Below are 22,432 nucleotides of genomic sequence, written 5' to 3'. Positions count from 1 at the left end.
TAATAAATGTGGTAAGTCTTGTCATAGCTCCTGCCAAAATATTTAAATCATCAGCACAGCATATTCTTATATAGCTTTCTAAGCCAAAGAAACTTCCAGGTGTTATAGCTAAAGCTTGATCTTTTAATAAAGCTAAGCAAAATTCTATATCGTTTTTGAATTTAGTCTTTTGTAACAACTTCTCTATTTTTGGAAAAAGATAGAAAGTCCCCGATGGTCTTACCACCTCAACTCCTTCCATATTATCTAAATACTCATAAACATACATTACTCTTTCTTTATAAGCAGATGTATATCTCTCTAAATACTTATTATCTAAAGCTAAAGCCTCTATAGATGCCATCTGAGATATTGAACAAGCTCCTCCAGTAGTCTGAGATTGTAGTTTTGCTATAGCATTTTTTAAGATTTCTGGAGCTATAACATAACCAACTCTCCAACCAGCCATAGCATAACCCTTAGACATCCCACTTGCTATGATAAATCTATTAGATAAATCAGGAGCAATCTGTAATAAAGAAATAGCTACATCATCAAATAAAGTTTGATCATATATTTCATCTGAAATAATCCATATATTCGGATACTTTCTAATCAGCTCTGCAAAAGAGGCTAGTATTTCTTTTGTATATGAAACACCTGTTGGATTATTAGGGGAATTTAGAATAATAGCTTTTGTTTTAGGTGTAATAGCTTTTTCAATTTCTTTAATATCTAATTGGAAATTGTTTTCGGCATGGGTTTTTACTACAACTGATTTTGCTCCAGCTAATTTTAATTGTTCTGGATAACATACCCAATACGGTGCAAAATATATAGCTTCATCCCCATCATCAAAAATACATGTAAAAATATTATGTATACTTTGCTTAGTGCCACTTGTTACACAAATCTGATTTTTATTAAAACTCAATCCATAATCTCTTTTATATCTTTTGACTATAGCTTCTTTTAATTCAGGAATTCCATCTATTGGAGAATATTTAGTAATATTATTATCTATAGCTCTTTTAGCAGCCTGTTTGACACAATCCGGTGAGAAAAACCCTGGCTCTCCTATAGAAAGAGATATTACATTTCTTCCCTGCCGCTTTAACTCCGCTGCTAATTCAGACATTACAACTGTAGCTGATACCTCAATACTGTTTACTTTATTACTAATTTTTAGCATTATTTGACCTTCATATTTTTTATACTAACCAGCTAGATGCCTTTTTACTCTGCCTAACAGTTTGAAGATGCCCTTTATAAAAAATTATCTCCGCTGGTAAATTATGGCATAAGAAGAATGGCATACTCTCTGTAAAACCATATGCACCAGTTTGCTTAAATATTAAATAATCATTTAGCCCTATATCTTTTGGCAAGCTTGCAATGCCAGCCTTATCCAAGCTTGTACATAAAGGTCCATGGATTTGAAAGTCATTAGTCTCGCTACAAGATTCTTCTCTGAGTAACTCTATTGGAAAGCTTTCTCCAGTTAATGCTGGTCTGACTAAATGTTGAGCACCACCATCAGTTACGAGTAAATTAATATTATTTACTGATTTTCTATCCACAACTTTAGTTAAATAAACCCCACTTTCAGCTACTGCATATCTACCAAGCTCTAACCAATACTCTATGTCAGGAAACTCTTTTTTAAGATTATTAAAGCAAGATATTAAATCATTGATTGACACCGCTTTTTGACTAGAGTTGTAAGGAACACCTATTCCGCCACCTAAATCTATAATTTTTAAAGAAACATTAATAGCCTCACTTAAATCTAGCAAAGCCTTAGTTATTGTCTTCCATATTTGAGATAGTTTATCTAAGCAAAGAATATTTCCCCACTGAAAACAATGCATTCCAATTATAGACATATTATTAGAAATACTTGGAGAACTATTAAAAAAATCTTTCCAGTCATTCATAGATAATCCAAAAGGAGTTACACAACCTCCTCCTCCAAGAACATTACTTTCTTGATCATTCCATACAAGCTGAACCCTTAAAAGAATTTCAACTTTTATATTCTTTCTTTCTACAAGGTCTGATAAATCTCTAAATTGATTTATGCTCTCGATTACAAAAATTCTAACACCTTGAGCTAGAAAATATTCTAATTGAGAATATGACTTAGCTGGCCCAGTATGTAAAATATTTTCAGGATTTACTCCTTGATCTAAAACCTGGTCCAACTCACCAATACTAGCAACATCAAAACTTATTTTTTGCTCATCGAAAATCTTAATTATTCTAGATAATGGATTTGCCTTTAGTGCATACCATAATTTAACTGGTAGTTTTTTCAACTCTTTAGCATGAGCCTCTAACATGTCTAAATCATAATAAAAGAAAGGAGAATTACTCTCTTTACATATACTTTCTAAATTATTTCTATGAGCTTCTATATTCATTAAACTACCTTAATATCTCTTCTAGTGTTAATGAAGCATCGCTTTTTTCATCTCTGTATTTAATAATGATTGGGCAATAAGCTTGAAGACCATTTTCCTGAGCCCAACTAGTTTTAATTGGTCTACTACCTGGAATGATTACTGCATTTTCTGGAATCTTTGAGCCTTTTGGTAAAACCTTATTATTCACAGCATCATAGACAGCCACGCCTTTTGATAAAACAACAGATGGCGCTATAACAGCACCTTTACCAACAACAATGCCTTCTACAATCACAGCACCTGCCCCAACGAACACATCATCTTCAATGACTACTGGATTCATACCTATTGGTTCTAAAACACCACCAATCTGAACTGCTGCTGATAAGTGTACATTCTTACCAATCTGGGCACATGATCCAACCAAAGCATGACTATCAACCATAGTCCCAGAATCAACATATGCTCCTATATTAATATAAGCTGGGGGCATAATAATAACAGATGGTGCCACATAAGCTCCTGCTCTAACCGACGAACCTCCAGGTACTAGCCTAACGCCATCATCTACACTAAAATTTCTGACTGGTAAATTATCTTTATCAACAAATCCCGAATAAGATCCAGAAAGTTCAACATTATGCCCAGCTTTAAAAGCTGCTAATATGCCTTTTTTAACATCTTGATTTGCAATCCACTCACCATTTTCTAACTGTATCGCTGCTCTTAGTCTTCCCGCTTCTAAATCTTTAATAACATTTTTCCAATTCATTATAAACTTCTCTCCGCTTTCTATTTATATATGGCTGAACCAATCTTTAACTAAACTATCAGCTCCTATTAATAAACTTAAATCCTCAAGTTCATTAGCTAAAAGCGGCGCTCTTAAAGTGTTTGTCGTAATGACACCACTATATGCTAACCATGCCTTAACAGGTATCGGGTTAGTGACACTAAAGCAAGATCTCGTTGCAACTTCCCAGATCACTTTATCTGTTATTGCTATTTGATGAGCAAGACTTTGTTTAACATACTCTTTTGTTTGTTCTGGCCATATATTAGATATAACCGACACAAGACCCTTAGCACCAACATCAGCTAGCTCTGGCAACAATCCATCCTCTCCACTATATATAGTTAGATTTGGAGCTAACTCCTGATAGCGAGCACACCTACGCACATCACCAGAAGCCTCTTTTAATGCCCAAAGACTAGGATGATCTCGTAAACTTGTTAAAACTTCTTCTGCTAAATTCACTCCAGTTCTTGAAGGAACGTTGTAAAGCATACAAGGCCTTTCTGCTTTATCCAAAACTGCCTTAAACCAACTAGTCTGACTAGCTGACCCAGGCTTTGCATAAAGTGGAGTCACAACTAAAAAGCAATCGACTCTTTGCGTCTGACAAAACTCTATCCACTGAAGTTGTTTAGTAAGCTGAAAGCCGCCAACTCCAACCATAATTGGAACATTAAGGTTTAAATTAGTTACAAACCTTACAACCTCGCATTGCTCATCAAAATCTAAAGCTAAAGCTTCACCTGTACTGCCAAGTATTAAAATTCCACATCCTTGATACTCTTGGATTCTTAATAAGTTCTCAAAACTAACCCAATCAATAGATCCATCTTCAAACATTGGGGTAACTAACGCAGTGTATAATCTATTATTAATATCTATAGACATAATCTCTCTCCTACTAACTCATCAAAATAAACAAATCCTGTAATACCTCTTTGAAACACTTCTCTTGCTGCCCATATAGCTCCTTCAGCAAACAAGCTTCTGTCATGAGCTGTATGTTTAAACTCAATTGTTTCATGAGGTGTATTTACGTTAACTTGATGTTGTCCTTTTATGTCTCCCTCTCTAATAGACTCTATAGATACATCCCCTATATTTAACCAATTCCTCCAAGATACCGCCGTACCACTAGGAGTATCAACTTTTTGTACATGATGCTTTTCTGTAATTGAATAATCAGTATTTTCATGTAATTGATTTAACTGACCTAATGACTCCAAAATATTTCTCACAACCACCATAGACAAACTAAAATTATTGGCAACAACCCAAGTTTTCTGATTTTGATTTATATAATTAATAAAATCCTGATCCCAGTTATAACCTGTTGTACCACAAATCACTGGAGTATTTGCCTCTAATAATATAGGCAAAAGCTCTTGTAATATTTTTGCATTAACAAAAACTATTGCTACATCCGCATTTTTTAGCGCCTGTACTGTTAATACATTTTTTGAGTCATATATTCCTGATATTTCATCTTGTGGTAAAAGACCTGCTACTGCAGACCCTGTTTTACCATTACCAACTATAACTACTCTCATCTCTCTCTCCTCTAGCTGAAAAAACTACTGTAAACATTATTAACAACTTTTTGCGCATCTTTACTAGCTACAAGCATACATATACTATTTTCACTAGCTCCATGAGTAAAAAGCCTAATATTGTAGTCTTTAAGGCTACTAAAAAGCTCTCCACTAACACCATTTATTTGGTGTAAATTACTACCGACGACACTAACTAAAGATAAATCATTTTCAACTTTAATATTCACATTACCTATAGACTCTAAATCTTTTAAAAGCTCTGGAGTTACTAAGTCATCACCCATAGAGTGACTACCTAGTTTATCTAAAGTGATTGCAACACTTACCTCACTAGTGGAAACCAAATCAACCGCGATATTATGGTTAGCTAAAATACTAAAGACTTTCACCAAAAAACCCTGGGAGCCAAACATATTAAAGCTTTTTATAGTTAATAGAGTTTGATCTTTTCTTTCAGCTACAGCTATGATGTTTCTATTAGAATCCGCTTTTTGTGTGATTAAAGTACCACCAAGTTCTGGTTGAAAAGTTGAACCAATATAAACATCAAAATTACTAGTCATTGCTGGCCAAAATGTTTTAGGATGAACAACCTTAGCTCCAAAAGTAGCTAATTCTGCCGCCTCACTAAATCCTAAAGTGCCTAAAGAGCTAGCACTAGGAACAACTCTTGGATCAGCCTGATAAATACCTGTTACATCCGTATAAATTTTTAGTTGAGCCGCTTTTATAGCTTGTGTGTATAAAGCTGCAGAATAATCACCACACCCTCTACCCAAAGTTGTAGTGTTCCCATGAGCATCTGAACCAATAAACCCTCCCAGAACACAAACATAACCCTCCCTTATTTTAGGTATAATATGCTCCATAGTATTAGTTTCTAAAACCGATAAATCTGGGCTAGCACAACCAAAATTACTACTCGTTTTAAGAATCGCTCTTGAATCTAAATGATAAGTATTTATACCGTTTTGATTAAAAATATTAGCAACCAGAATAGAAGAAATAATCTCTCCAAAAGCTAAGATAGAATCTGATAGTTGCTTACCACTAAAATAAGTGGCCATATTTGCAAACATTCTAAGCTCAGCAATCATATTACTTACAGAAGTAGTTACATATTCTGAATCAATAGACTCTAATATTGGATTAACTATAGATTTTACCTGTTCTATAATTTCCTCTATTCTTGAATTATCTTTATTATTTGCTAATTGAATCAGTAGATTTGTAATGCCTGACTGAGCACTTACAACCACCAGCTTTATTCTATTATCTGAATTAACTATATTAGCGCATTGTCTAATAGCTTGTTGATTTGCTACACTTGTGCCACCAAATTTGGCAACAATTGTTTCTGACATATTAGCTCTCCCATCTAACAGCTATATATCAGACGAGAGAACATAAAATTTGAGAAATAAATACACAAACTAAAGCACTCCACGTCGATACATTTTTTTAAACGACATGACAGTTCTGCTACCTTTCAATATCAGAACCAAGACTACCAATCATAAACTTGGATAGTCTTTCGGCATTAGCTCTATCCTTTCTAGTGATCATAGGGGTTTATGCGCCTAACACTAGAGATATAACAAATGCACCTCTTTAATTACACTTTTAATTAAGTGTTAGAATCGAGTCTAACATCGCACTGATCTTAGATAAAAGTTTTTTATAGCAAAAAAGTTGATTTTATAACTACTAATTAGTACTTAATGCTGCAACGCAGAGTCGATGTTTTTTATGAAGTTCTAACTTGCAGGTAAGTTAGAAACAAAGAGATGCTATTATTTTAATAATTAATCTGTAAATTTATCTGTTGCTCTGACTAAAGCCTCTAAAATTCCCGGTTCGCTGATAGAGTGACCAGCATCTGCTATAATATCTAGCTCTGCCTTCGGCCAAACTTTATGCAAATCCCAAGCACTTACTGCTGGGCAGACCATATCATAGCGACCTTGCACTATCACACCAGGAATATCTTTAATCTTATATGCCTCATTCAATAATTGAGCCTCTTCTATAAATAATTTATTTTTAAAATAGTGACATTCAATTCTTGCAAAGGCCAAGCTAAACTTATCCTCTCCATATCTATCTATAGATTTCTTATCCACAAATAACTTACTTGCTGATGCCTCCCAAACACTCCACGCTATAGCAGCCTTTTGCTTAAGCTTCTCATCATCACCTGTAAGTATTGAATGATATGCTGATATAAAATCTTTTCTTTGCTCTACAGGAATCGGCTCTATATATTTCTCCCACATATCAGGAAATACCATACTAGCACCATGCTGATACAACCACGACAACTCTTTTTCTCGCCCAAGAAATATACCTCTTAGAACAAGCTCTGTCACAACATCTGGATAGGCTTGAGCATAAGCCAACCCTAGAGTACTACCCCAGGATCCGCCAAAAAGCATCCACTTATCAATATTCAATTTTTTACGAATTTTTTCAAAATCCTCAATTAAATTTTGAGTTGTATTCTCTCTTAACTCTGCAAAAGGCGTACTTTTACCGCATCCGCGCTGGTCAACCAATATTACCCTATACTTATCTGGGTTAAAGTATTGCCTATAACTTGGTTGAATACCTCCTCCCGGACCACCATGAATAAATAGTGCAGGTTTACCGTTAGGATTGCCACACTCTTCAAAGTATATTGTATGGATATCTGAAACTTTTAAAAACTCTTGATTATATGGCTCTATTTCTGGATACAATGGCATGATAAACCTATAACTCTTATACCTTATTAACTAAAGTATCTACCAAAAAAAATAACTAAGCAAATCAAGATTTAGCTAAAGTAAAATATTTTCCTGATTATCTTGTAAAGTTTTTAAAAAATCACTTACTGAAATTTGCTTAACCTCACAAACTTTATTAATCACCTTAAATAGTAAAGTTGGCATACCATCATTTTGCTCCTTACCCAAAAGCCATGAATATGATGAAGGATTATCTGTCTCTATCAAGATCCTATCCAAAGGTATTCGTCTAGTTATATCTCTAATATGTTCGCTAAATAGAATCTCAACACCTATTGAGAAATGGCCACCTAATGCCAAATATTTATCCAACACATCAAGATCTCCTGCATACCAGTGGACAATAAACCTATATCGCTTATATCTCTCTAAAGTTTGCAAAACCTCTAGCTCTGCTCCACTTGTATGTAAGTTTAGTAATTTATTATCTACAGCTGAGTGCGAGACTATATACTCAAATACTTGCTGCTGATCATCAAATGGAGCCGCATAATCCAAAAACTTCTGATCTAAACCAATCTCTCCTATGTACTTACTCTCAAACAAGTATTTATCTAAAGACTTCAAATCTTGTGCATATATATCCGCCTTCCATGGATGAATACCAAATGATGGAATAATAAAATCATAGTTATCGCTTAGGGCTTTTATCGAAATATATGATGGAACACACATTGCAACAGATAAGAGCTTTATATTATAGATTCGACACTCTTTAGCTACCTTGTTTAAATCCTCTGATGAATATTTATCTGTATGGACATGCGCATCTAATATCATTTATGTATACATTAATTTTTTCCAATGAATATAGCCGTATATTGCCACAATTAGATATATAAATGTAGTAATAGCTGCAAATGGTAAATCTTTATACATATATAACAGTACATAAGTGGAATCAACAACCATCCATATCATCCAGTTATCTATTATTTTCCTGCTTGCTAAAAAAACACAAACAAGTGATGCCACACTTGTAAAACCATCCATATATGGCGTTGTTGAGTCTGTATAATTTATAAGTAGCTGAGAAACCACCAAACCAAACACACCAATACTTACTAGAACTTTTAACCAACCAATAATTTTAAGTCTATGAACAACTATCTTTTTGTTACTAAAGTTGGGTTGCCAACTATACCAACCATATCCAAAGCTAAACAAAAGAATCATCTGCAATATAGCATCAGCATATAAGCCACTTATTGAAAACAATCCTGCACTCATAATCAAGCCAACTATACCCACAGGCCAACCAATAATATATAGCCCTGCTAATAAAAAGGTACACAAAAGGTTAATAACCATTGTACAAAAATCAAGAAGATGAATCATGGTTCTATTAAAGATAAGTTTTTAAAGATTATAATAACTTGTATTTTTGAATAAAAAAACTGGTGATCTAAATAATACACATAACTAGTGTTAGGCTATTAGTAAGATAAAGAAATAATTGACTATGTCTAAAAGCAGATATATTATCACTTATGCTTGTTATAACATATTTAATATGAGGATCAAATCATGAAACTAAAAAAAATATTAACTGCCACTTTACTTGCAGCATCAGCATTATCGCTAAGTAGTTGCTGGTTAGTTGTAGCTGGTGCAGTAGGTGCTGGTACTGTTGCTTATGTTGATGGTAAGTATTCAATGAACTTAGATGGTAGCCTAAATGATGTTACCAATGCAACTCTTAAAGCTATTAGTGAAAATGACAACTTAGTGATTACTAAGAAAAATGTAGCTCCAACTAAAACTGATATCAAAGGTAAAACTAAAGTAGGCTCTACTGATTTCTATATTGAAATACGTGAAATTACTAAAAACGCATCAAAAGTAACCATCAAATTTGGTACATTTGGTGATCAAGCAATGTCAGCTACACTAATGGGACAAATCCAAAAAAATCTATAATTTAAAGGTTAACTAAAATGACTATCTTTAAAAAACTTCTTATTGCAACAACAATATCTGCCTCTGCACTAACATTGAACAGTTGTATTGTAGCTGCTGTTGCTGTTGGTGGTGGTACTGTTGCCTATGTAGAAGGTAACTATTCTATGAATATAGAAGGTAACTACATTGCTGTGTATAAGGCAGCTCTTAAGGCAGTTAATGATAACAACGACTTCGTTCTGGTGTCAAAAGATATTGATAAAACTAAAAAATCTGCCGATATCGAGGGTGCTACTAAGATAGATAGTACAAGCTTTAGTATCAAGATAGATAGTCTTACTGATAAAATATCTAAAGTAACTATCAAGTTTGGAACTTTTGGTGATCAAGCAATGTCATCAAAACTTATGGATCAAATTCAGGCTAACGTATACAAAGCTTCTTAGTAATGTTCAAAAAAGCTCACTTTATCATTTTATCAGTTATCATGCTGATATCTCTGAATAGTTGTGTTGCCACTGCACTTTTAATAGGAGCAGCAGTTGTTGCTGGTGGTGCTGTATATTATGTAAATGGTGATTATATAATTGAGGTACCGAAAGATATCCGCTCTGTATACAATGCAACTATCAAAACTATGCAAATGGATAAACAGTTTTCTCTACTTAGCCAATCATATAAAGATAAAACAGCAGAAGTCAAAGCATCTCAGAATGGCAATGATGTAACTATTAATCTGACTAGTCTAAGTACCCGCTCTACTGAGATAAAAATTCGAGTCGGAACTCTCGGTGACGAGAAAGATTCTATAAATATAGCAAATGCTATAACCAAAAATATAACCTAGATAAGTATTTATCGATTTTTGGTCAACTTTTTCTTTTTAAAAACTTTCAAATATGTATAATTTGTGTTAATTCTGAACTGACCCAGTATTACTGTATTATCATGAGTAATAAAGTACTAGACACATATTATAAAAACAATCGCCATATATGGGTGTTAGTATTATCTGGCGCTGTTATAGGAACATTAGTAGGCCTATTTGCAACATTTTTCCAATTAATCCTAGACTCTATTAGTGAACTTAAAAAGATGTTGTTTTCTGTAAGTGGTGGTAATCTATTTATCCAAATCATAATGTCTGTTTCGTTAACTATAACTATGGTAGTGATATCAATACTTATAGTTAGAAAGTTTGCCAAAGAAGCTGGTGGTAGTGGTATCCAAGAAGTAGAAGGAGCGCTAAAAGGATGTCGAAAATTACGTAAAAGAGTAGTCCCTGTAAAATTTGTGAGTGGCCTTTTCTCTTTAGGCTCTGGTTTAAGTTTAGGTAAAGAGGGTCCTTCAATACACATGGCAGCTGCATTAGCGCAGTTCTTTGTAGATAGATTCAAACTTACCAAAAAGTATGCAAACGCTGTAATATCTGCTGGTGCTGGTGCTGGTTTAGCTGCTGCATTTAACACACCTCTTTCTGGGATTGTCTTTGTAATCGAAGAAATGAATAGGAAATTTAGGTTTAGTGTTTCAGCAATAAAATGTGTTCTTGTAGCTTGTATAATGAGTACTATTGTTTCTAGAGCTATTATGGGCAATCCCCCTGCAATACGTGTCGAGACATTTAGTGCAGTTCCACAAAATACTCTTTGGTTATTTATGGTATTGGGTATTATCTTTGGTTACTTTGGACTACTATTTAACAAATCAATTATCAAAGTCGCCAACTTCTTTTCAGATGGATCTAAGAGAAGATACTGGACTCTAGTTATAACTGTTTGTATAGTATTTGGTGTCGGTGTTGTACTTTCTCCAAATGCTGTGGGCGGTGGATACATAGTTATAGCAAATGCTTTAGACTACAACCTATCTATCAAAATGCTTTTAGTTTTATTTGCTCTACGTTTTGCCGGTGTAATTTTCTCATATGGGACGGGTGTTACAGGTGGTATATTTGCACCGATGATTGCTCTTGGGACTGTTTTTGGTCTAGCCTATGGTCTATCTATAGCTCAGCTTTTCCCTGAGTATAATATTGATGCTGGTGTCTTTGCTGTAGCTGGGATGAGTGCCTTATTTACTGCGACAGTAGGTGCGCCACTGACTGGTATTGTACTAGTAATGGAAATGACATGGAACTTCCACCTTTTACTTCCTCTGATGATAACTTGCTTTAGTGCGTCGATGCTGACATATATTCATCATCAAAAACCAATATATGATACTCTATTAAGACGTACTATTTCTAATGAAAGAAAACAGCAGGCGAAGGAAAAAAATGAGCGAAATCAAAAGTCAGCTCCAGATACTCAAGGACAACCTATCTCAAAAGAAGAAATATAATCACGTAATTTCTCTAATGCACTGGGACTTAGAAACAGAAGCTCCCAAAAACTCAATCAACACCACATCTGAAGTTATTGGTTTTTTCAGTGAAAAAATCTATGAAATAACTAATAGTGAAGAAATAACTAAAAGCTTAAAGTGCTTAAATAACAACTTGTCAGCACTTGATGAGACTAACAAAAGGATTGTGTATCTAACAACAAAGCAAAAAGATAGACTAAGCAAAATACCAAAAGATGAATATGTCGCATACAACAAACTACTATCACAAGCTCAAAATATTTGGACAAAAGCTCGTAAAGATAATGACTTTGAAGTATTTACTCCATATTTAGAAGAGATTATAAAGTATCAAAAAAAGTATGTCGAAAGAATCGGCTATAATGAGCACCCCTATGATGTGCTTCTTGATGATTATGAAGAAGGTATGACTGTTGCAAAATTAGAACCTTTCTTTGACAGTCTAAAAGAAAGAATAGTACCTCTTCTAGAAAAGATAAAAGATGCTATACAAGTTAATACTAGCTGTATTGATAAACCATATAATATTGATAAGCAAAAAGAGTATTCTCACAAAATAGCTAAGCAACTAGGATTTAACTTTGATAGCGGTATTCTAAAAGAAAGTGCTCATCCATTTACTCTAAACTTCAATAAATATGATGTTAGAATGACAACACGCTATATTGAGGATCTTTTTACTTCTTCATTATTTGGTACTATCCATGAAACTGGTCATGCCATGTATGAGCAAAATATCGGAGATAATATTTATGATACTATATTAGGCACTGGTGTTAGCTTAGGCATACACGAATCACAGTCACGATTTTATGAAAACTTAGTCGGTAAAAATAAAGCATTTTGGGATAGTAATTTTAGTGAATTACAAAACTTATTTGCTGAAAACTTGACTAGTGCTAATGAAGAAGACTTCTATAGAGCTATTAACAAAGTTAACCCTAGCCTAATTCGTGTAGAAGCAGATGAATTAACATACTCCCTACATATACTAGTACGCTTTGAAATAGAAAAAGAAATCTTTGAAAAAAATCTCGATGTTAGCGAGTTGCCAAAGCTATGGAATGATAAATATCAAAAATACTTAGGCATAATTCCAAATAATTTCTCTGATGGGATATTACAGGATGTTCACTGGTCTGCTGGATTGTTTGGCTATTTCCCAACTTATGCTCTTGGTAGTGCGTATGCTTCACAGATTTTTTACTACATGAATAAAGAATTTGATGTAAATGCTGCAATTAGAGAAAATAAACTAGAACTAATACTGAACTTCTTAACTAAGCATATACATCAATTTGGTAGTCTAAAACCTGCTGATGAAATTATCCATGATATGTGTGGAGAATATCTAAACGCTAAATACTATATTGATTATTTGGATGATAAATTTTCTAAAATTTACAATTTAAAATAATATTGATATCAGCATCTTTCTACTCTAGCCTTTGCAACAAATATTAGCGATAATATAAGCATTAAAATTTAATTATAGTATTTAAATGTCAAAACTAAATGCTTATTTTGGTGAGTATGGTGGTCAATTTGTACCACAAATACTTGTGCCTGCTCTTGATCAACTAGAGCATGAATTTATAAAAGCACAGGCTGATGAAAGTTTTAAACAAGAGTTTAAAGAACTTTTACAAGAATATGCAGGTCGTCCAACTGCTTTGACAAAAACTAGAAATATAGTCAAAAACACAAAAACTAAATTATATCTAAAACGTGAAGATCTACTACACGGTGGTGCTCACAAAACCAATCAAGTACTTGGTCAAGCTCTATTAGCCAAGAGAATGGGTAAAAAAGAGATAATTGCAGAAACTGGAGCTGGTCAACATGGTGTTGCTACTGCTTTGGCTTGCGCACTACTTGATCTAAAATGTAGAGTATATATGGGTGCTAAGGATGTTGAACGCCAAAGCCCTAATGTCTTTAGAATGAAATTAATGGGTGCTGAGGTCATACCTGTACATAGCGGTTCAGCAACGCTTAAAGATGCTTGTAACGAGGCACTAAGAGACTGGTCAGCAAACTATAACAAAGCTCATTATTTATTAGGAACTGCAGCAGGACCTCATCCTTTTCCGACAATTGTTAGAGAATTTCAAAGAATGATTGGTGAAGAAACCAAACAACAAATTCTCGCTAAAGAAGGTAAATTACCTGATGCTGTGATTGCCTGTGTTGGTGGTGGTTCAAATGCTATTGGTATGTTTGCTGACTTTATTGATGAAACTAGTGTACAACTGATAGGTGTAGAGCCTGCTGGTAAAGGTATTGAAACTGGTGAACATGGAGCGCCTCTCAAGCATGGTAAAACTGGTATATTTTTTGGTATGAAGGCACCACTAATGCAAAACTCAGACGGACAAATTGAAGAGTCGTACTCTATATCAGCAGGTCTAGATTTCCCGTCTGTTGGTCCACAGCACGCCCATTTACTAGCAATAGGTCGTGCTGAATATGCATCTGCTACTGATGATGAAGCGTTAGATGCTTTTAAATTGCTTTGTAAGAAAGAGGGAATTATCCCAGCTCTAGAATCATCTCACGCCTTAGCATATGCTCTTAAGCTTGCTTACGAAAATCCTGATAAAGAGCAACTTTTGGTTGTTAATTTATCTGGGCGTGGTGATAAAGATATTTTTACAGTACATGACATTTTAAAAGAAAAGGGAGAGATTTAGTAATGGATAGATACACAACCCTTTTTGCAAGTTTAGAGAAAAGAAATGAAGGTGCTTTTATACCTTTTGTAACAATTGGCGACCCGAATAAAGAACTATCTCTTGAGATTATCGATACTCTAGTTAGCTCAGGTGCCGATGCTCTTGAACTAGGTATACCTTTTTCTGATCCTTTAGCAGATGGACCAACAATTCAAGAAGCAAATATTCGTGCCCTAGCGAGTGGCGTAACTCCTAAAGATTGTTTTGATATCCTCACAAAAATAAGAGTAAAATACCCTCATATCCCCATTGGCTTATTGCTTTATGCTAATTTAGTTTATGCCAATGGTATAGAGAATTTTTATCAAAAATGTTTAGCTGCAGGTGTTGATTCTATACTTATAGCTGATGTACCAGCTCATGAATCTAAAGAGTTTCGTGATATTGCTAAAAGAGTAGGTATTTCTCAGATATTCATTGCTCCGCCTGATGCTAATGAGACTACTCTTAAACAAATTTCTGAACTTGGAAGTGGTTATACTTACTTGCTTTCAAGAGTTGGCGTAACAGGTGCAGAAACTGCAGCAAATATGCCCGTAGAAGATGTGTTAGCTAAACTTAGAGAATATAATGCACCCAAGCCAATCTTAGGTTTTGGTATCTCTAAACCTGAGCAAGTACAACAAGCTATCAAAGCAGGTGCGGCTGGTGCAATTTCAGGTTCCGCAACAGTAAAAATAATTCAAAACAATCTCTCAAATAAAGAGACAATGCTTAGTGAACTTGAATATTTCGTTAAAGAAATGAAAGCCGCAACTAAAAATAATTAAAGACTACTTTGCTTTTGTAAATTATAATTCTTTCTCCAAGTTATATAGCCATAGATAGCATTTATTAATGCTACAATTTTGGTAATAATAACAGGAATAATTGCAATAGTAATTGCTGAATCCAAAATCCCATCAACCCAAATTGAAATTGTCAAAACATCTACAGCCAACCAGAGTATCCAAAACTCTTTAAATAACAATACTGTAAGTATAAAAGCTATAATTGAAGTAACTTCAACAATAGCATCTGCGACCAACCCCACATTTTGACCAAAATATAGATGTAAAACAAAGTACCCATATATAGTAGATACCACAGCTATAAAAGCCAAAATACTTATAAACTGTAATCTCGTTAATTTTTTGATTTTTATATGTTTTTCTTTAGTTGTGTTTTTGGGTCTAGTCCAGTTATACCAACCATAAAACTGTATTGGACACAAAAAAAGTACCGCAAGAAGTAATTGACCATAAACTTGGTTTTGATATGAGATCACAGCGTACATAACCGCTGCTATAAACCCTAAAACATAATTAAAAACTTTTCCCTTAGCTGCTAATATTAAATTTGTAATACTAATAACAGAGAATATGAGTATAAATGCACTACTTCCACTAATAAATGCGGCAATAATAGTTAATACTATACAGCTAATTAGCCAGCTAACCTCTCTTTTACTCCAACCAGTAAAAGTGTTTTGTAATATATTCATTTTATAAGTTAATAAAATATTTAGAACTGTATTTTAGAACTCTTGATAACAAGCTACAAGTACTATTTATTATTCGTTAAGAATGTAAAACAAAAACACCAATAAAACATATTAAAACTTATCTATATTTTTTTTCCAATAAGCTTAATTTATTACTTGAAAAACAGCAAAGTATCCTTAAATATATAACAGATACTATTTCTTAGGGGGAAATAATGGATATAAATAAATTTACAATAAAACTACAGGAAGCATTAGCAGAAGCTCAATCTTATGCTTTTCAGCAAAAAGCTACTGAGTTTACATCAGCACACATGCTAAAAGCTCTTTTGGAACAAAATGATAGTGTTGTTGCATCAATTCTTAGTGTTTGTGGTGTTAATATACAAAACTTTATAAAAGCTGTAAATGATATGGTGGATGGTGTTGCGGTACTATCAGGGGAAGGTAATCCTCAAGTAGCTCTATCTAGAGATTTGATAGCCACATTACATAAGATGCAAGAGCTTGCTAATAAAAATGGCGATGAGTTTATTTCAAGTGAAGTTTTCTTGTTAGCCTCTTTAGAAGACAAAAGTTTAACTGGACTATATAACAAGTTTAGTATTACAAAAGAAAAACTGACAAAAGCAGTCAATGATTATCGCGGAGGAGAGAAAGTGAGTAGTCAAAATCAAGAAGATATGAAAGGCGCATTGGATAAATATACAGTGGATCTGACAGATTTAGCGAGAAAAGGAAAGATTGATCCAATTATAGGTAGAGATAGTGAGATCCGTAGAACTATACAAGTATTACAAAGAAGAACTAAGAACAACCCTGTGCTTATAGGTGAGCCAGGTGTTGGTAAAACTGCTATTGTAGAGGGCTTAGCTCAACGAATAGTTAATGATGAAGTACCAGAAGGGGTCAAAGGCAAAAAAGTATTATCTTTAGATATGGGTGCATTATTAGCTGGTGCTAAATTTAGAGGCGATTTTGAAGAGAGATTAAAATCTGTTTTAAAAGAATTATCAAAACAAGAAGGTAATGTGATTCTATTTATAGATGAGTTACATACTATGGTTGGTGCTGGTAAAGCAGAAGGCTCTATGGATGCTGGTAACATGCTAAAGCCTGCTTTGGCTAGAGGTGAGCTGAAATGTGTTGGTGCAACGACTTTAGATGAATATCGTGAGTATGTTGAAAAAGATCCCGCACTTGAAAGAAGATTCCAAAAAGTGCTAGTTGATGAGCCAACTGTTGAAGATACTATTGCTATACTTAGAGGTCTGAAAGAAAGATATGAGTTGCACCATGGTGTAAACATTACAGACTCCGCTATTGTGAGTGCTGCTACATTATCACATAGATATATCACAGATAGGCAACTACCTGATAAAGCTATTGATTTAGTGGATGAAGCAGCTAGCCAAATTCGTATGGAAATAGACTCTAAACCTGAAAAAATGGAGAGCTTGTACCGTAGAATTATTCAGCTAAAAATGCAACGTGAGCAGTTAAAAAAAGAAAAAGATGATGCTACCAAAAAGCGTTTAGAAATATTAGAGGCTGAAATCAAAGGCTTAGAATCTGAGTATCAAGGCTTTGAGGAACTTTGGAAAGCTGAGAAGCTTAAAATGCAAGGTACAAGTAAGCTAAAAGAAGAGTTGGAGAAAGCTAAGTTTGAGCTGGAGAAATACCAAAGAGCTGGTGATTTGAGCAAAATGGCTGAACTACAATACGGTAAAATACCAGAACTTGAAGCTCAAATTAAACAAATTGAAAATACTGAAGCAGAACCCTCTGAAAATAAACTTGTAAGAACATCTGTTACAGAAAATGAAATAGCTGATGTAGTTTCTAAAGCTACTGGCATACCTGTTTCTAAGATGATGGAAGGAGAAAAAGATAAGCTTCTAAACATGGAAAGCTTCCTACATAAGAGAGTAATTGGCCAAGATCAGGCTATAAAAGCAGTATCAAATGCTGTGAGAAGATCTCGCTCCGGATTATCAGATCCAAATAGACCTATAGGTTCATTTATGTTCTTAGGTCCAACAGGTGTAGGTAAAACTGAGCTTACAAAAGCATTAGCAGAATTCTTATTTGATGATGAGGATGCAATGCTTAGAGTAGATATGTCTGAGTTTATGGAGAAACACTCTGTAGCTAGATTGATAGGTGCTCCTCCAGGATATGTGGGTTACGAGCAAGGCGGTTATCTGACTGAACATGTTAGAAGAAAACCTTATTCTGTAATTTTATTAGATGAGGTTGAAAAAGCTCACGCAGATGTATTTAACATCTTGCTACAAGTATTAGATGATGGGCGACTAACTGATGGTCAAGGCAGAACAGTTGACTTTAAGAATACTGTAATAGTTATGACTTCTAACCTTGGTTCGCATAGAATCCAAGAAATGCAAGGTCAAGACTATGACACAGTCAAAGATGCTGTAATGGAAATGGTACTTAGCCACTTCAGACCTGAGTTTGTAAATAGGATTGATGATGCTATTGTGTTTGAACCTCTAAACAAAGAGATGATAACTGAAATAGCTAAGATACAGATTAAGCGCTTAGAAAAACGTCTAAGAGATCTAAATATAGGTTTAGAAGTAACTGCTAAAGCTATGGATAAATTAGCTGATGCTGGTTTTGATCCTGTATTTGGTGCTAGACCACTTAAACGAGCTATCCAAAGCAACTTAGAAAATCCTCTAGCACTTAAACTATTAGATGGAGAGTTTAAAGCAGAAGATAAAATAGTTGTTGATGTAGATAGTGACCACAATATAGTTTTTTCTAAATAAATCCTTTTGTATATTTCTTTAAATTGTCTTTCTTAGTTGGTAAAAATTAACAGGTGCTTGTTATTTTCTGATAATTTACTATTTCCTAATAGGTTATATACTATAACAGCAATTCATTTTTATATAAAATTTTAGATTCGGAGCAATTATATGAACTATAAAAAGCTATTAATAAGCGCTTTATTAACAGCATGCGGAGCTACAAGCTATGCTGCTGTAGAGTATAACGCTGGTACTAGTTATTCTAAGGGGCAAGAAGTAAAAAATGCGGAATCTTGCTATGTATGTGATATACCGGGATGGTGCTCTTCTTCAGCTGCTTGGGCTTATGAGCCAGGCAAAGGTACTGCTTGGCAACAGGCTTGGACAGAAGGATGCAAAGATCCTGGTCCATCGCCAGAACCTACTACAGAAAAAACAATCTCTGTAAAACTATCTGGAGATAGTTTACCTGCTAATGCAAAAATTGAATTCTCAGCGAATGGTAAGTCTTATGCTGTCACAAATAATCAGGTAACATTACCATACTCAGATAGTCAAACTATCAATTACACTATTAGTGCAACTAATGGGTCTATTTCTCCAAACTTTTTTGCTATGACAAAAGATTCTAGCTCTATAAATTTAACATATACAAAGCAACCAGCTCCAGTACCTGGCAAGTGTGACACTATTCCAAAAGATGTAAAAGATTTTATCCCTAATGGTCAAGGTGGCTTCTGGGGTGGTTATAGTAAAGGTGCTTTTGTTAAATTTGATGGTTCTATATATCAACTTCTAAATGATTATTGGACTAGTGCTTCTCCTGCTGATAGCTCAGCTTGGGTACTATGTGAAGCTATAGTACAGGCTCAAGTGAATATCAAAACTACAGGTCTACCTCAAGCTATAGATAAGGTTGATATTAAAATTGGTTCTCAAACATATACTATAAACCCTAATAACCCAACGCCTATAACAGTGGCTAAAGGTTCTTATGATATTTCAGTTAGTAGTATTTTAAGCTCTGATGGTTCAAAAAACTATGTTGCTAAAACTATTACTCCTAACCCTGTAGTAGTTAGTGAAGAAACTAAAGAGATAAACCTAAATGTAAGCTTCCAAGCAGAAGATGTTAAACCTGCTAATGTTAGTTTCAATGTTAAATTCCCTGAAGATGCTTCTCCTAGTAAAACTGTAACAGCAGAAAGAATATCTTCTAATGGAGATAAGTACGGTGATTCTATAAACTTGGATAGTGGCTCAAATACAACAAGTATTCCTTCAAAAGGTGAATTTACTATAAAACCTGAAAGCTATGAAATTAATGGCACTAACTATAATGCAAATAGCATAACTATAGTTGATGGTAAGGTTCAAGGTGATAACACTATTAGCTATGAAATTGCTGGTGCTTGGCCTGAAAAAGTCATTGGAGGATACACAGCTTCTTGGGGTGCGGACTGGAATCATAAAATAACTTCTATAGATAATATGGGCAAAAATGGTTATAACATTGCTCTATTAGCCTTTGGTAAAGTCATCAATACAAGTGTTGGTATGTTTGATGATGCTACAATATGCGCAAGTGGATGTACTTGGGACTATGATTATACCAAAAAAGATGCTCCTTTAGTTATTATGTCATTTGGTGGTATCGCTCATGAAAACACATGGACACCAGATCTTTCATCAGATCAATCTATAAATAAAATAGCTGAAGATATTGTATCTTTCGCTGCTGAAAATCATATAAATGGTGTTGATTTTGATTTAGAGGGTGCTAGTACAGGAATATCAGATGCAGATGTTGTTTTAGTTGATGGTGTTCAAACATACCCTAAAATAACTAAGTTAATCACAGCAATTAGAGAAGCTGCAAATAAACAAGCTGATAAATTCCCTAGAGGGTTTTTCATAACAGCAGCACCTCAAACAGATGTTAATGATCTATACTGGGCTGCAAGTGGTAATAAAAGGTTTGATAGCATGCTCAAAGCAGATGCGTGTGGTGGTCATGAGTGTTTTGATTCAATATTTGTTCAAAACTATAACTCCTCAAAAATGAATCCTAATACAGCTTATGATATAGTAACTAGATTGCTTACTGCAGGCAACAATACTAAAACAAAATTTGTAATGGGTTATGATCTTGCTAGTGGTGAATGGGTTAATAACTATCCTGTAATTGGATGGGAATCTGAAACAAATGGTCCAAATGCTCCGATAGTTTCTGCTTCAAAATTTGCTAAAGAACATCAAGATATAGGTGCTTTTGTATGGCAAGCAGAGCAAGATAAGTTTGGTGGTGCAAGCAATAAGGGAATTATGACTACAGGTAAAGATTCTTACAGTTTTGCTCACGCAATGAAAGAAGTATACAATATCAAGTAGTTACTAAACTATCATAAAACCTTAATTTAACCTTCTCCTTTCTGATAAAATATCTTTTAAGAATAATTCTCACAATATATTTATCAATATGAATCTTTCTAACATTAAAATCATGCTACTTGGCTCAGGCGAGCTTGGCAAAGAATTTATCATAGCAGCTCAGAGACTTGGCATACACACTATAGCTGTAGATCGTTACGAGAATGCGCCAGCTATGCAAGCAGCTCATGAGAGCTATGTTATAGATATGCTAAATGCTGATGCTCTTGAACAACTAATATTAACAAAAAAACCAACCCATATAGTTCCTGAAATTGAAGCTATAAATACTGATAGCTTAGTAAAGTTAGAGGCTCATAACTTCAATATTGTCCCATGCGCCAAAGCTACAAAGCTCACTATGGATCGCCAAGGTATAAGATCTCTAGCAGCTAATGAGCTTGGTCTAGCGACATCTAAATTTGCTTTTGCGAATAATCAAAAAGAATATCTTGACGCTGTTGAGATTATTGGACTACCATTTGTAATTAAGCCAGTAATGAGCTCCTCGGGCAAAGGACAATCTATAGTCAAAGAACGTAGCGAAGTTCAAAAAGCTTGGGATTATGCCCAAAGTGGCTCTCGAGGTCATGCTAAAGGTGTAATTGTCGAGCAATTTATAGATTTTGATTATGAGATTACACTTCTAACTGTTAGACATAAAGGTGGTGCTTCATTTTGTGATCCTATCGGACATATCCAGAAAGATGGTGACTATAGATTCTCTTGGCAACCTCATGCAATGTCGGATATAGCTCTAGCAAAATCTCAAAAGATAGCCAAAGAGATCACAAATGCTCTAGGTGGATATGGAGTTTTTGGTGTTGAGTTATTTATAAAGGGTGATGAAGTATTTTTTAATGAAGTCTCTCCTCGTCCTCACGATACAGGCATGGTAACACTCATATCACAAAACATTAATGAATTTGAATTACATCTGCGTGCAATATTAGGGTTACCGATACCGCAAATACAAACTCTTCAACCCTCAGCATCAGCGGCTATATTACTTGAAGGAGAATCTACAGATCCAAGCATATTAGGGATTGATGCTGCTCTATCTGACTCAAATATAGATATTAGAATTTTTGGCAAAAAAGAAATCCATGGTAAACGCCGTATGGGAGTAGTTTTAGCTAAGGGTCAATCAACACAACAAGCTTTGGACGCCTCTAAAAAAGCCCTAAGCAAAATTTATCTAGATTGAATTGAAAATCTC

20 protein-coding genes and 1 riboswitch are annotated in these 22,432 nt (G+C 34.4%); of the genes, 10 read left to right on the top strand and 10 right to left on the bottom strand.

Annotation, left to right across the window (positions count from 1 at the left end; genetic code table 11):
- From FTPG_RS02770 to pnuC (FTPG_RS02730), 9 genes are all read right to left on the bottom strand, one after another.
- Positions 1 to 1,171, bottom strand: a 1,171-nt coding sequence (locus tag FTPG_RS02770; RefSeq protein ID WP_004286903.1) for a pyridoxal phosphate-dependent aminotransferase, incomplete at its 3' end; no start/stop codon positions are given.
- A gap of 19 nt (positions 1,172 to 1,190) precedes the next feature.
- A complete protein-coding gene (locus tag FTPG_RS02765) occupies positions 1,191 to 2,402 on the bottom strand; it encodes a PLP-dependent decarboxylase (RefSeq protein ID WP_004286902.1) in 1,212 nt (403 codons plus the stop codon).
- 4 nt (positions 2,403 to 2,406) lie between these two features.
- Positions 2,407 to 3,156, bottom strand: a complete 750-nt coding sequence (locus tag FTPG_RS02760) for a 2,3,4,5-tetrahydropyridine-2,6-dicarboxylate N-succinyltransferase (protein WP_004286901.1) — start codon at positions 3,154 to 3,156, stop codon at positions 2,407 to 2,409.
- A gap of 24 nt (positions 3,157 to 3,180) precedes the next feature.
- The gene (dapA, locus tag FTPG_RS02755; protein ID WP_004286900.1) at positions 3,181 to 4,068 is read right to left on the bottom strand and encodes a 4-hydroxy-tetrahydrodipicolinate synthase; all 888 of its coding nucleotides are present in this window, start codon (positions 4,066 to 4,068) and stop codon (positions 3,181 to 3,183) included.
- A complete protein-coding gene (locus FTPG_RS02750; protein WP_004286899.1) occupies positions 4,059 to 4,730 on the bottom strand; it encodes a 4-hydroxy-tetrahydrodipicolinate reductase in 672 nt (223 codons plus the stop codon). Before FTPG_RS02750 ends, dapA begins: the two co-directional genes overlap by 10 nt.
- 11 nt (positions 4,731 to 4,741) lie before the next feature.
- A complete protein-coding gene (gene lysC / locus FTPG_RS02745; protein ID WP_004286898.1) occupies positions 4,742 to 6,097 on the bottom strand; it encodes a lysine-sensitive aspartokinase 3 in 1,356 nt (451 codons plus the stop codon).
- 64 nt (positions 6,098 to 6,161) lie between these two features.
- Positions 6,162 to 6,353: riboswitch (Lysine riboswitch) on the bottom strand.
- 185 nt (positions 6,354 to 6,538) lie between these two features.
- Positions 6,539 to 7,477: a prolyl aminopeptidase gene (pip, locus tag FTPG_RS02740; RefSeq protein ID WP_004286897.1), complete on the bottom strand. Its 939-nt coding sequence runs from the start codon at positions 7,475 to 7,477 to the stop codon at positions 6,539 to 6,541.
- A gap of 75 nt (positions 7,478 to 7,552) precedes the next feature.
- Positions 7,553 to 8,299, bottom strand: a complete 747-nt coding sequence (locus tag FTPG_RS02735; RefSeq protein WP_004286896.1) for a TatD family hydrolase — start codon at positions 8,297 to 8,299, stop codon at positions 7,553 to 7,555.
- Positions 8,300 to 8,857, bottom strand: a complete 558-nt coding sequence (pnuC, locus tag FTPG_RS02730) for a nicotinamide riboside transporter PnuC (protein ID WP_004286895.1) — start codon at positions 8,855 to 8,857, stop codon at positions 8,300 to 8,302. It lies immediately after the preceding gene.
- Between the two features lie 189 nt (positions 8,858 to 9,046).
- Here pnuC (FTPG_RS02730) and FTPG_RS02725 point away from each other — a divergent pair, with 189 nt between their 5' ends.
- The 7 genes from FTPG_RS02725 (at position 9,047) to trpA (ending at position 15,293) form a co-directional block, all read left to right on the top strand.
- Positions 9,047 to 9,439: a DUF3568 family protein gene (locus FTPG_RS02725; RefSeq protein WP_004286894.1), complete on the top strand. Its 393-nt coding sequence runs from the start codon at positions 9,047 to 9,049 to the stop codon at positions 9,437 to 9,439.
- A gap of 17 nt (positions 9,440 to 9,456) precedes the next feature.
- Positions 9,457 to 9,867, top strand: a complete 411-nt coding sequence (locus FTPG_RS02720; RefSeq protein ID WP_004286893.1) for a DUF3568 domain-containing protein — start codon at positions 9,457 to 9,459, stop codon at positions 9,865 to 9,867.
- A 2-nt stretch (positions 9,868 to 9,869) separates the two neighbouring features.
- Positions 9,870 to 10,268 carry a DUF3568 family protein gene (locus FTPG_RS02715; RefSeq protein WP_004286892.1) on the top strand — a complete coding sequence of 133 codons (399 nt, stop codon included), beginning with the start codon at positions 9,870 to 9,872 and terminating at the stop codon, positions 10,266 to 10,268.
- A 101-nt stretch (positions 10,269 to 10,369) separates the two neighbouring features.
- The gene (gene clcA, locus FTPG_RS02710) at positions 10,370 to 11,764 is read left to right on the top strand and encodes a H(+)/Cl(-) exchange transporter ClcA (RefSeq protein ID WP_035722168.1); all 1,395 of its coding nucleotides are present in this window, start codon (positions 10,370 to 10,372) and stop codon (positions 11,762 to 11,764) included.
- On the top strand, positions 11,700 to 13,205 hold the full coding sequence (locus tag FTPG_RS02705) for a carboxypeptidase M32 (RefSeq protein WP_004286890.1): 1,506 nt from the start codon (positions 11,700 to 11,702) through the stop codon (positions 13,203 to 13,205). Before clcA ends, FTPG_RS02705 begins: the two co-directional genes overlap by 65 nt.
- A gap of 85 nt (positions 13,206 to 13,290) precedes the next feature.
- Entirely contained in the window at positions 13,291 to 14,481 is a 1,191-nt protein-coding gene (gene trpB, locus FTPG_RS02700) for a tryptophan synthase subunit beta (protein ID WP_004286889.1), read from the top strand.
- Positions 14,482 to 14,483: 2 nt separating this feature from the next.
- Positions 14,484 to 15,293, top strand: coding sequence for a tryptophan synthase subunit alpha (trpA, locus tag FTPG_RS02695; RefSeq protein WP_004286887.1), 810 nt, complete (start codon positions 14,484 to 14,486; stop codon positions 15,291 to 15,293).
- On the opposite strand, the gene pnuC (FTPG_RS02690) is transcribed toward trpA, so the two are convergent.
- Positions 15,290 to 16,006, bottom strand: a complete 717-nt coding sequence (gene pnuC / locus FTPG_RS02690; protein ID WP_004286886.1) for a nicotinamide riboside transporter PnuC — start codon at positions 16,004 to 16,006, stop codon at positions 15,290 to 15,292. The two genes, trpA and pnuC (FTPG_RS02690), sit on opposite strands and share 4 nt — an antisense overlap.
- 215 nt (positions 16,007 to 16,221) lie before the next feature.
- Between pnuC (FTPG_RS02690) and clpB the strand changes: the two genes are divergently transcribed.
- The 3 genes from clpB (at position 16,222) to purT (ending at position 22,420) form a co-directional block, all read left to right on the top strand.
- The gene (gene clpB / locus FTPG_RS02685; protein WP_004286885.1) at positions 16,222 to 18,801 is read left to right on the top strand and encodes an ATP-dependent chaperone ClpB; all 2,580 of its coding nucleotides are present in this window, start codon (positions 16,222 to 16,224) and stop codon (positions 18,799 to 18,801) included.
- Between the two features lie 150 nt (positions 18,802 to 18,951).
- Positions 18,952 to 21,174: a glycosyl hydrolase family 18 protein gene (locus FTPG_RS02680; protein WP_004286884.1), complete on the top strand. Its 2,223-nt coding sequence runs from the start codon at positions 18,952 to 18,954 to the stop codon at positions 21,172 to 21,174.
- An 88-nt stretch (positions 21,175 to 21,262) separates the two neighbouring features.
- Positions 21,263 to 22,420, top strand: coding sequence for a formate-dependent phosphoribosylglycinamide formyltransferase (gene purT / locus FTPG_RS02675; protein ID WP_004286883.1), 1,158 nt, complete (start codon positions 21,263 to 21,265; stop codon positions 22,418 to 22,420).
- The last annotated feature ends 12 nt before the right edge of the window (positions 22,421 to 22,432 follow it).

Origin of the sequence: Francisella philomiragia subsp. philomiragia ATCC 25015, assembly GCF_000156715.1 — a bacterium.
Taxonomy (GTDB): Bacteria; Pseudomonadota; Gammaproteobacteria; order Francisellales; family Francisellaceae; genus Francisella; species Francisella philomiragia.
This window is presented reverse-complemented; position numbering and strand designations above follow the sequence as displayed.

Excerpts from the sequence above, each read along its gene's own strand:
- FTPG_RS02765 (WP_004286902.1), bottom strand. The coding sequence starts at position 2,402 with ATGAATATAGAAGCTCATAGAAATAATTTAGAAAGTATATGTAAAGAG.
- FTPG_RS02760 (WP_004286901.1), bottom strand. The coding sequence starts at position 3,156 with ATGAATTGGAAAAATGTTATTAAAGATTTAGAAGCGGGAAGACTAAGA.
- dapA (WP_004286900.1), bottom strand. The coding sequence starts at position 4,068 with ATGTCTATAGATATTAATAATAGATTATACACTGCGTTAGTTACCCCA.
- FTPG_RS02750 (WP_004286899.1), bottom strand. The coding sequence starts at position 4,730 with ATGAGAGTAGTTATAGTTGGTAATGGTAAAACAGGGTCTGCAGTAGCA.
- lysC (WP_004286898.1), bottom strand. The coding sequence starts at position 6,097 with ATGTCAGAAACAATTGTTGCCAAATTTGGTGGCACAAGTGTAGCAAAT.
- pip (WP_004286897.1), bottom strand. The coding sequence starts at position 7,477 with ATGCCATTGTATCCAGAAATAGAGCCATATAATCAAGAGTTTTTAAAA.
- FTPG_RS02735 (WP_004286896.1), bottom strand. The coding sequence starts at position 8,299 with ATGATATTAGATGCGCATGTCCATACAGATAAATATTCATCAGAGGAT.
- pnuC (WP_004286895.1), bottom strand. The coding sequence starts at position 8,857 with ATGATTCATCTTCTTGATTTTTGTACAATGGTTATTAACCTTTTGTGT.
- FTPG_RS02725 (WP_004286894.1), top strand. The coding sequence starts at position 9,047 with ATGAAACTAAAAAAAATATTAACTGCCACTTTACTTGCAGCATCAGCA.
- FTPG_RS02720 (WP_004286893.1), top strand. The coding sequence starts at position 9,457 with ATGACTATCTTTAAAAAACTTCTTATTGCAACAACAATATCTGCCTCT.
- FTPG_RS02715 (WP_004286892.1), top strand. The coding sequence starts at position 9,870 with ATGTTCAAAAAAGCTCACTTTATCATTTTATCAGTTATCATGCTGATA.
- clcA (WP_035722168.1), top strand. The coding sequence starts at position 10,370 with ATGAGTAATAAAGTACTAGACACATATTATAAAAACAATCGCCATATA.
- FTPG_RS02705 (WP_004286890.1), top strand. The coding sequence starts at position 11,700 with ATGAGCGAAATCAAAAGTCAGCTCCAGATACTCAAGGACAACCTATCT.
- trpB (WP_004286889.1), top strand. The coding sequence starts at position 13,291 with ATGTCAAAACTAAATGCTTATTTTGGTGAGTATGGTGGTCAATTTGTA.
- trpA (WP_004286887.1), top strand. The coding sequence starts at position 14,484 with ATGGATAGATACACAACCCTTTTTGCAAGTTTAGAGAAAAGAAATGAA.
- pnuC (WP_004286886.1), bottom strand. The coding sequence starts at position 16,006 with ATGAATATATTACAAAACACTTTTACTGGTTGGAGTAAAAGAGAGGTT.
- clpB (WP_004286885.1), top strand. The coding sequence starts at position 16,222 with ATGGATATAAATAAATTTACAATAAAACTACAGGAAGCATTAGCAGAA.
- FTPG_RS02680 (WP_004286884.1), top strand. The coding sequence starts at position 18,952 with ATGAACTATAAAAAGCTATTAATAAGCGCTTTATTAACAGCATGCGGA.
- purT (WP_004286883.1), top strand. The coding sequence starts at position 21,263 with ATGAATCTTTCTAACATTAAAATCATGCTACTTGGCTCAGGCGAGCTT.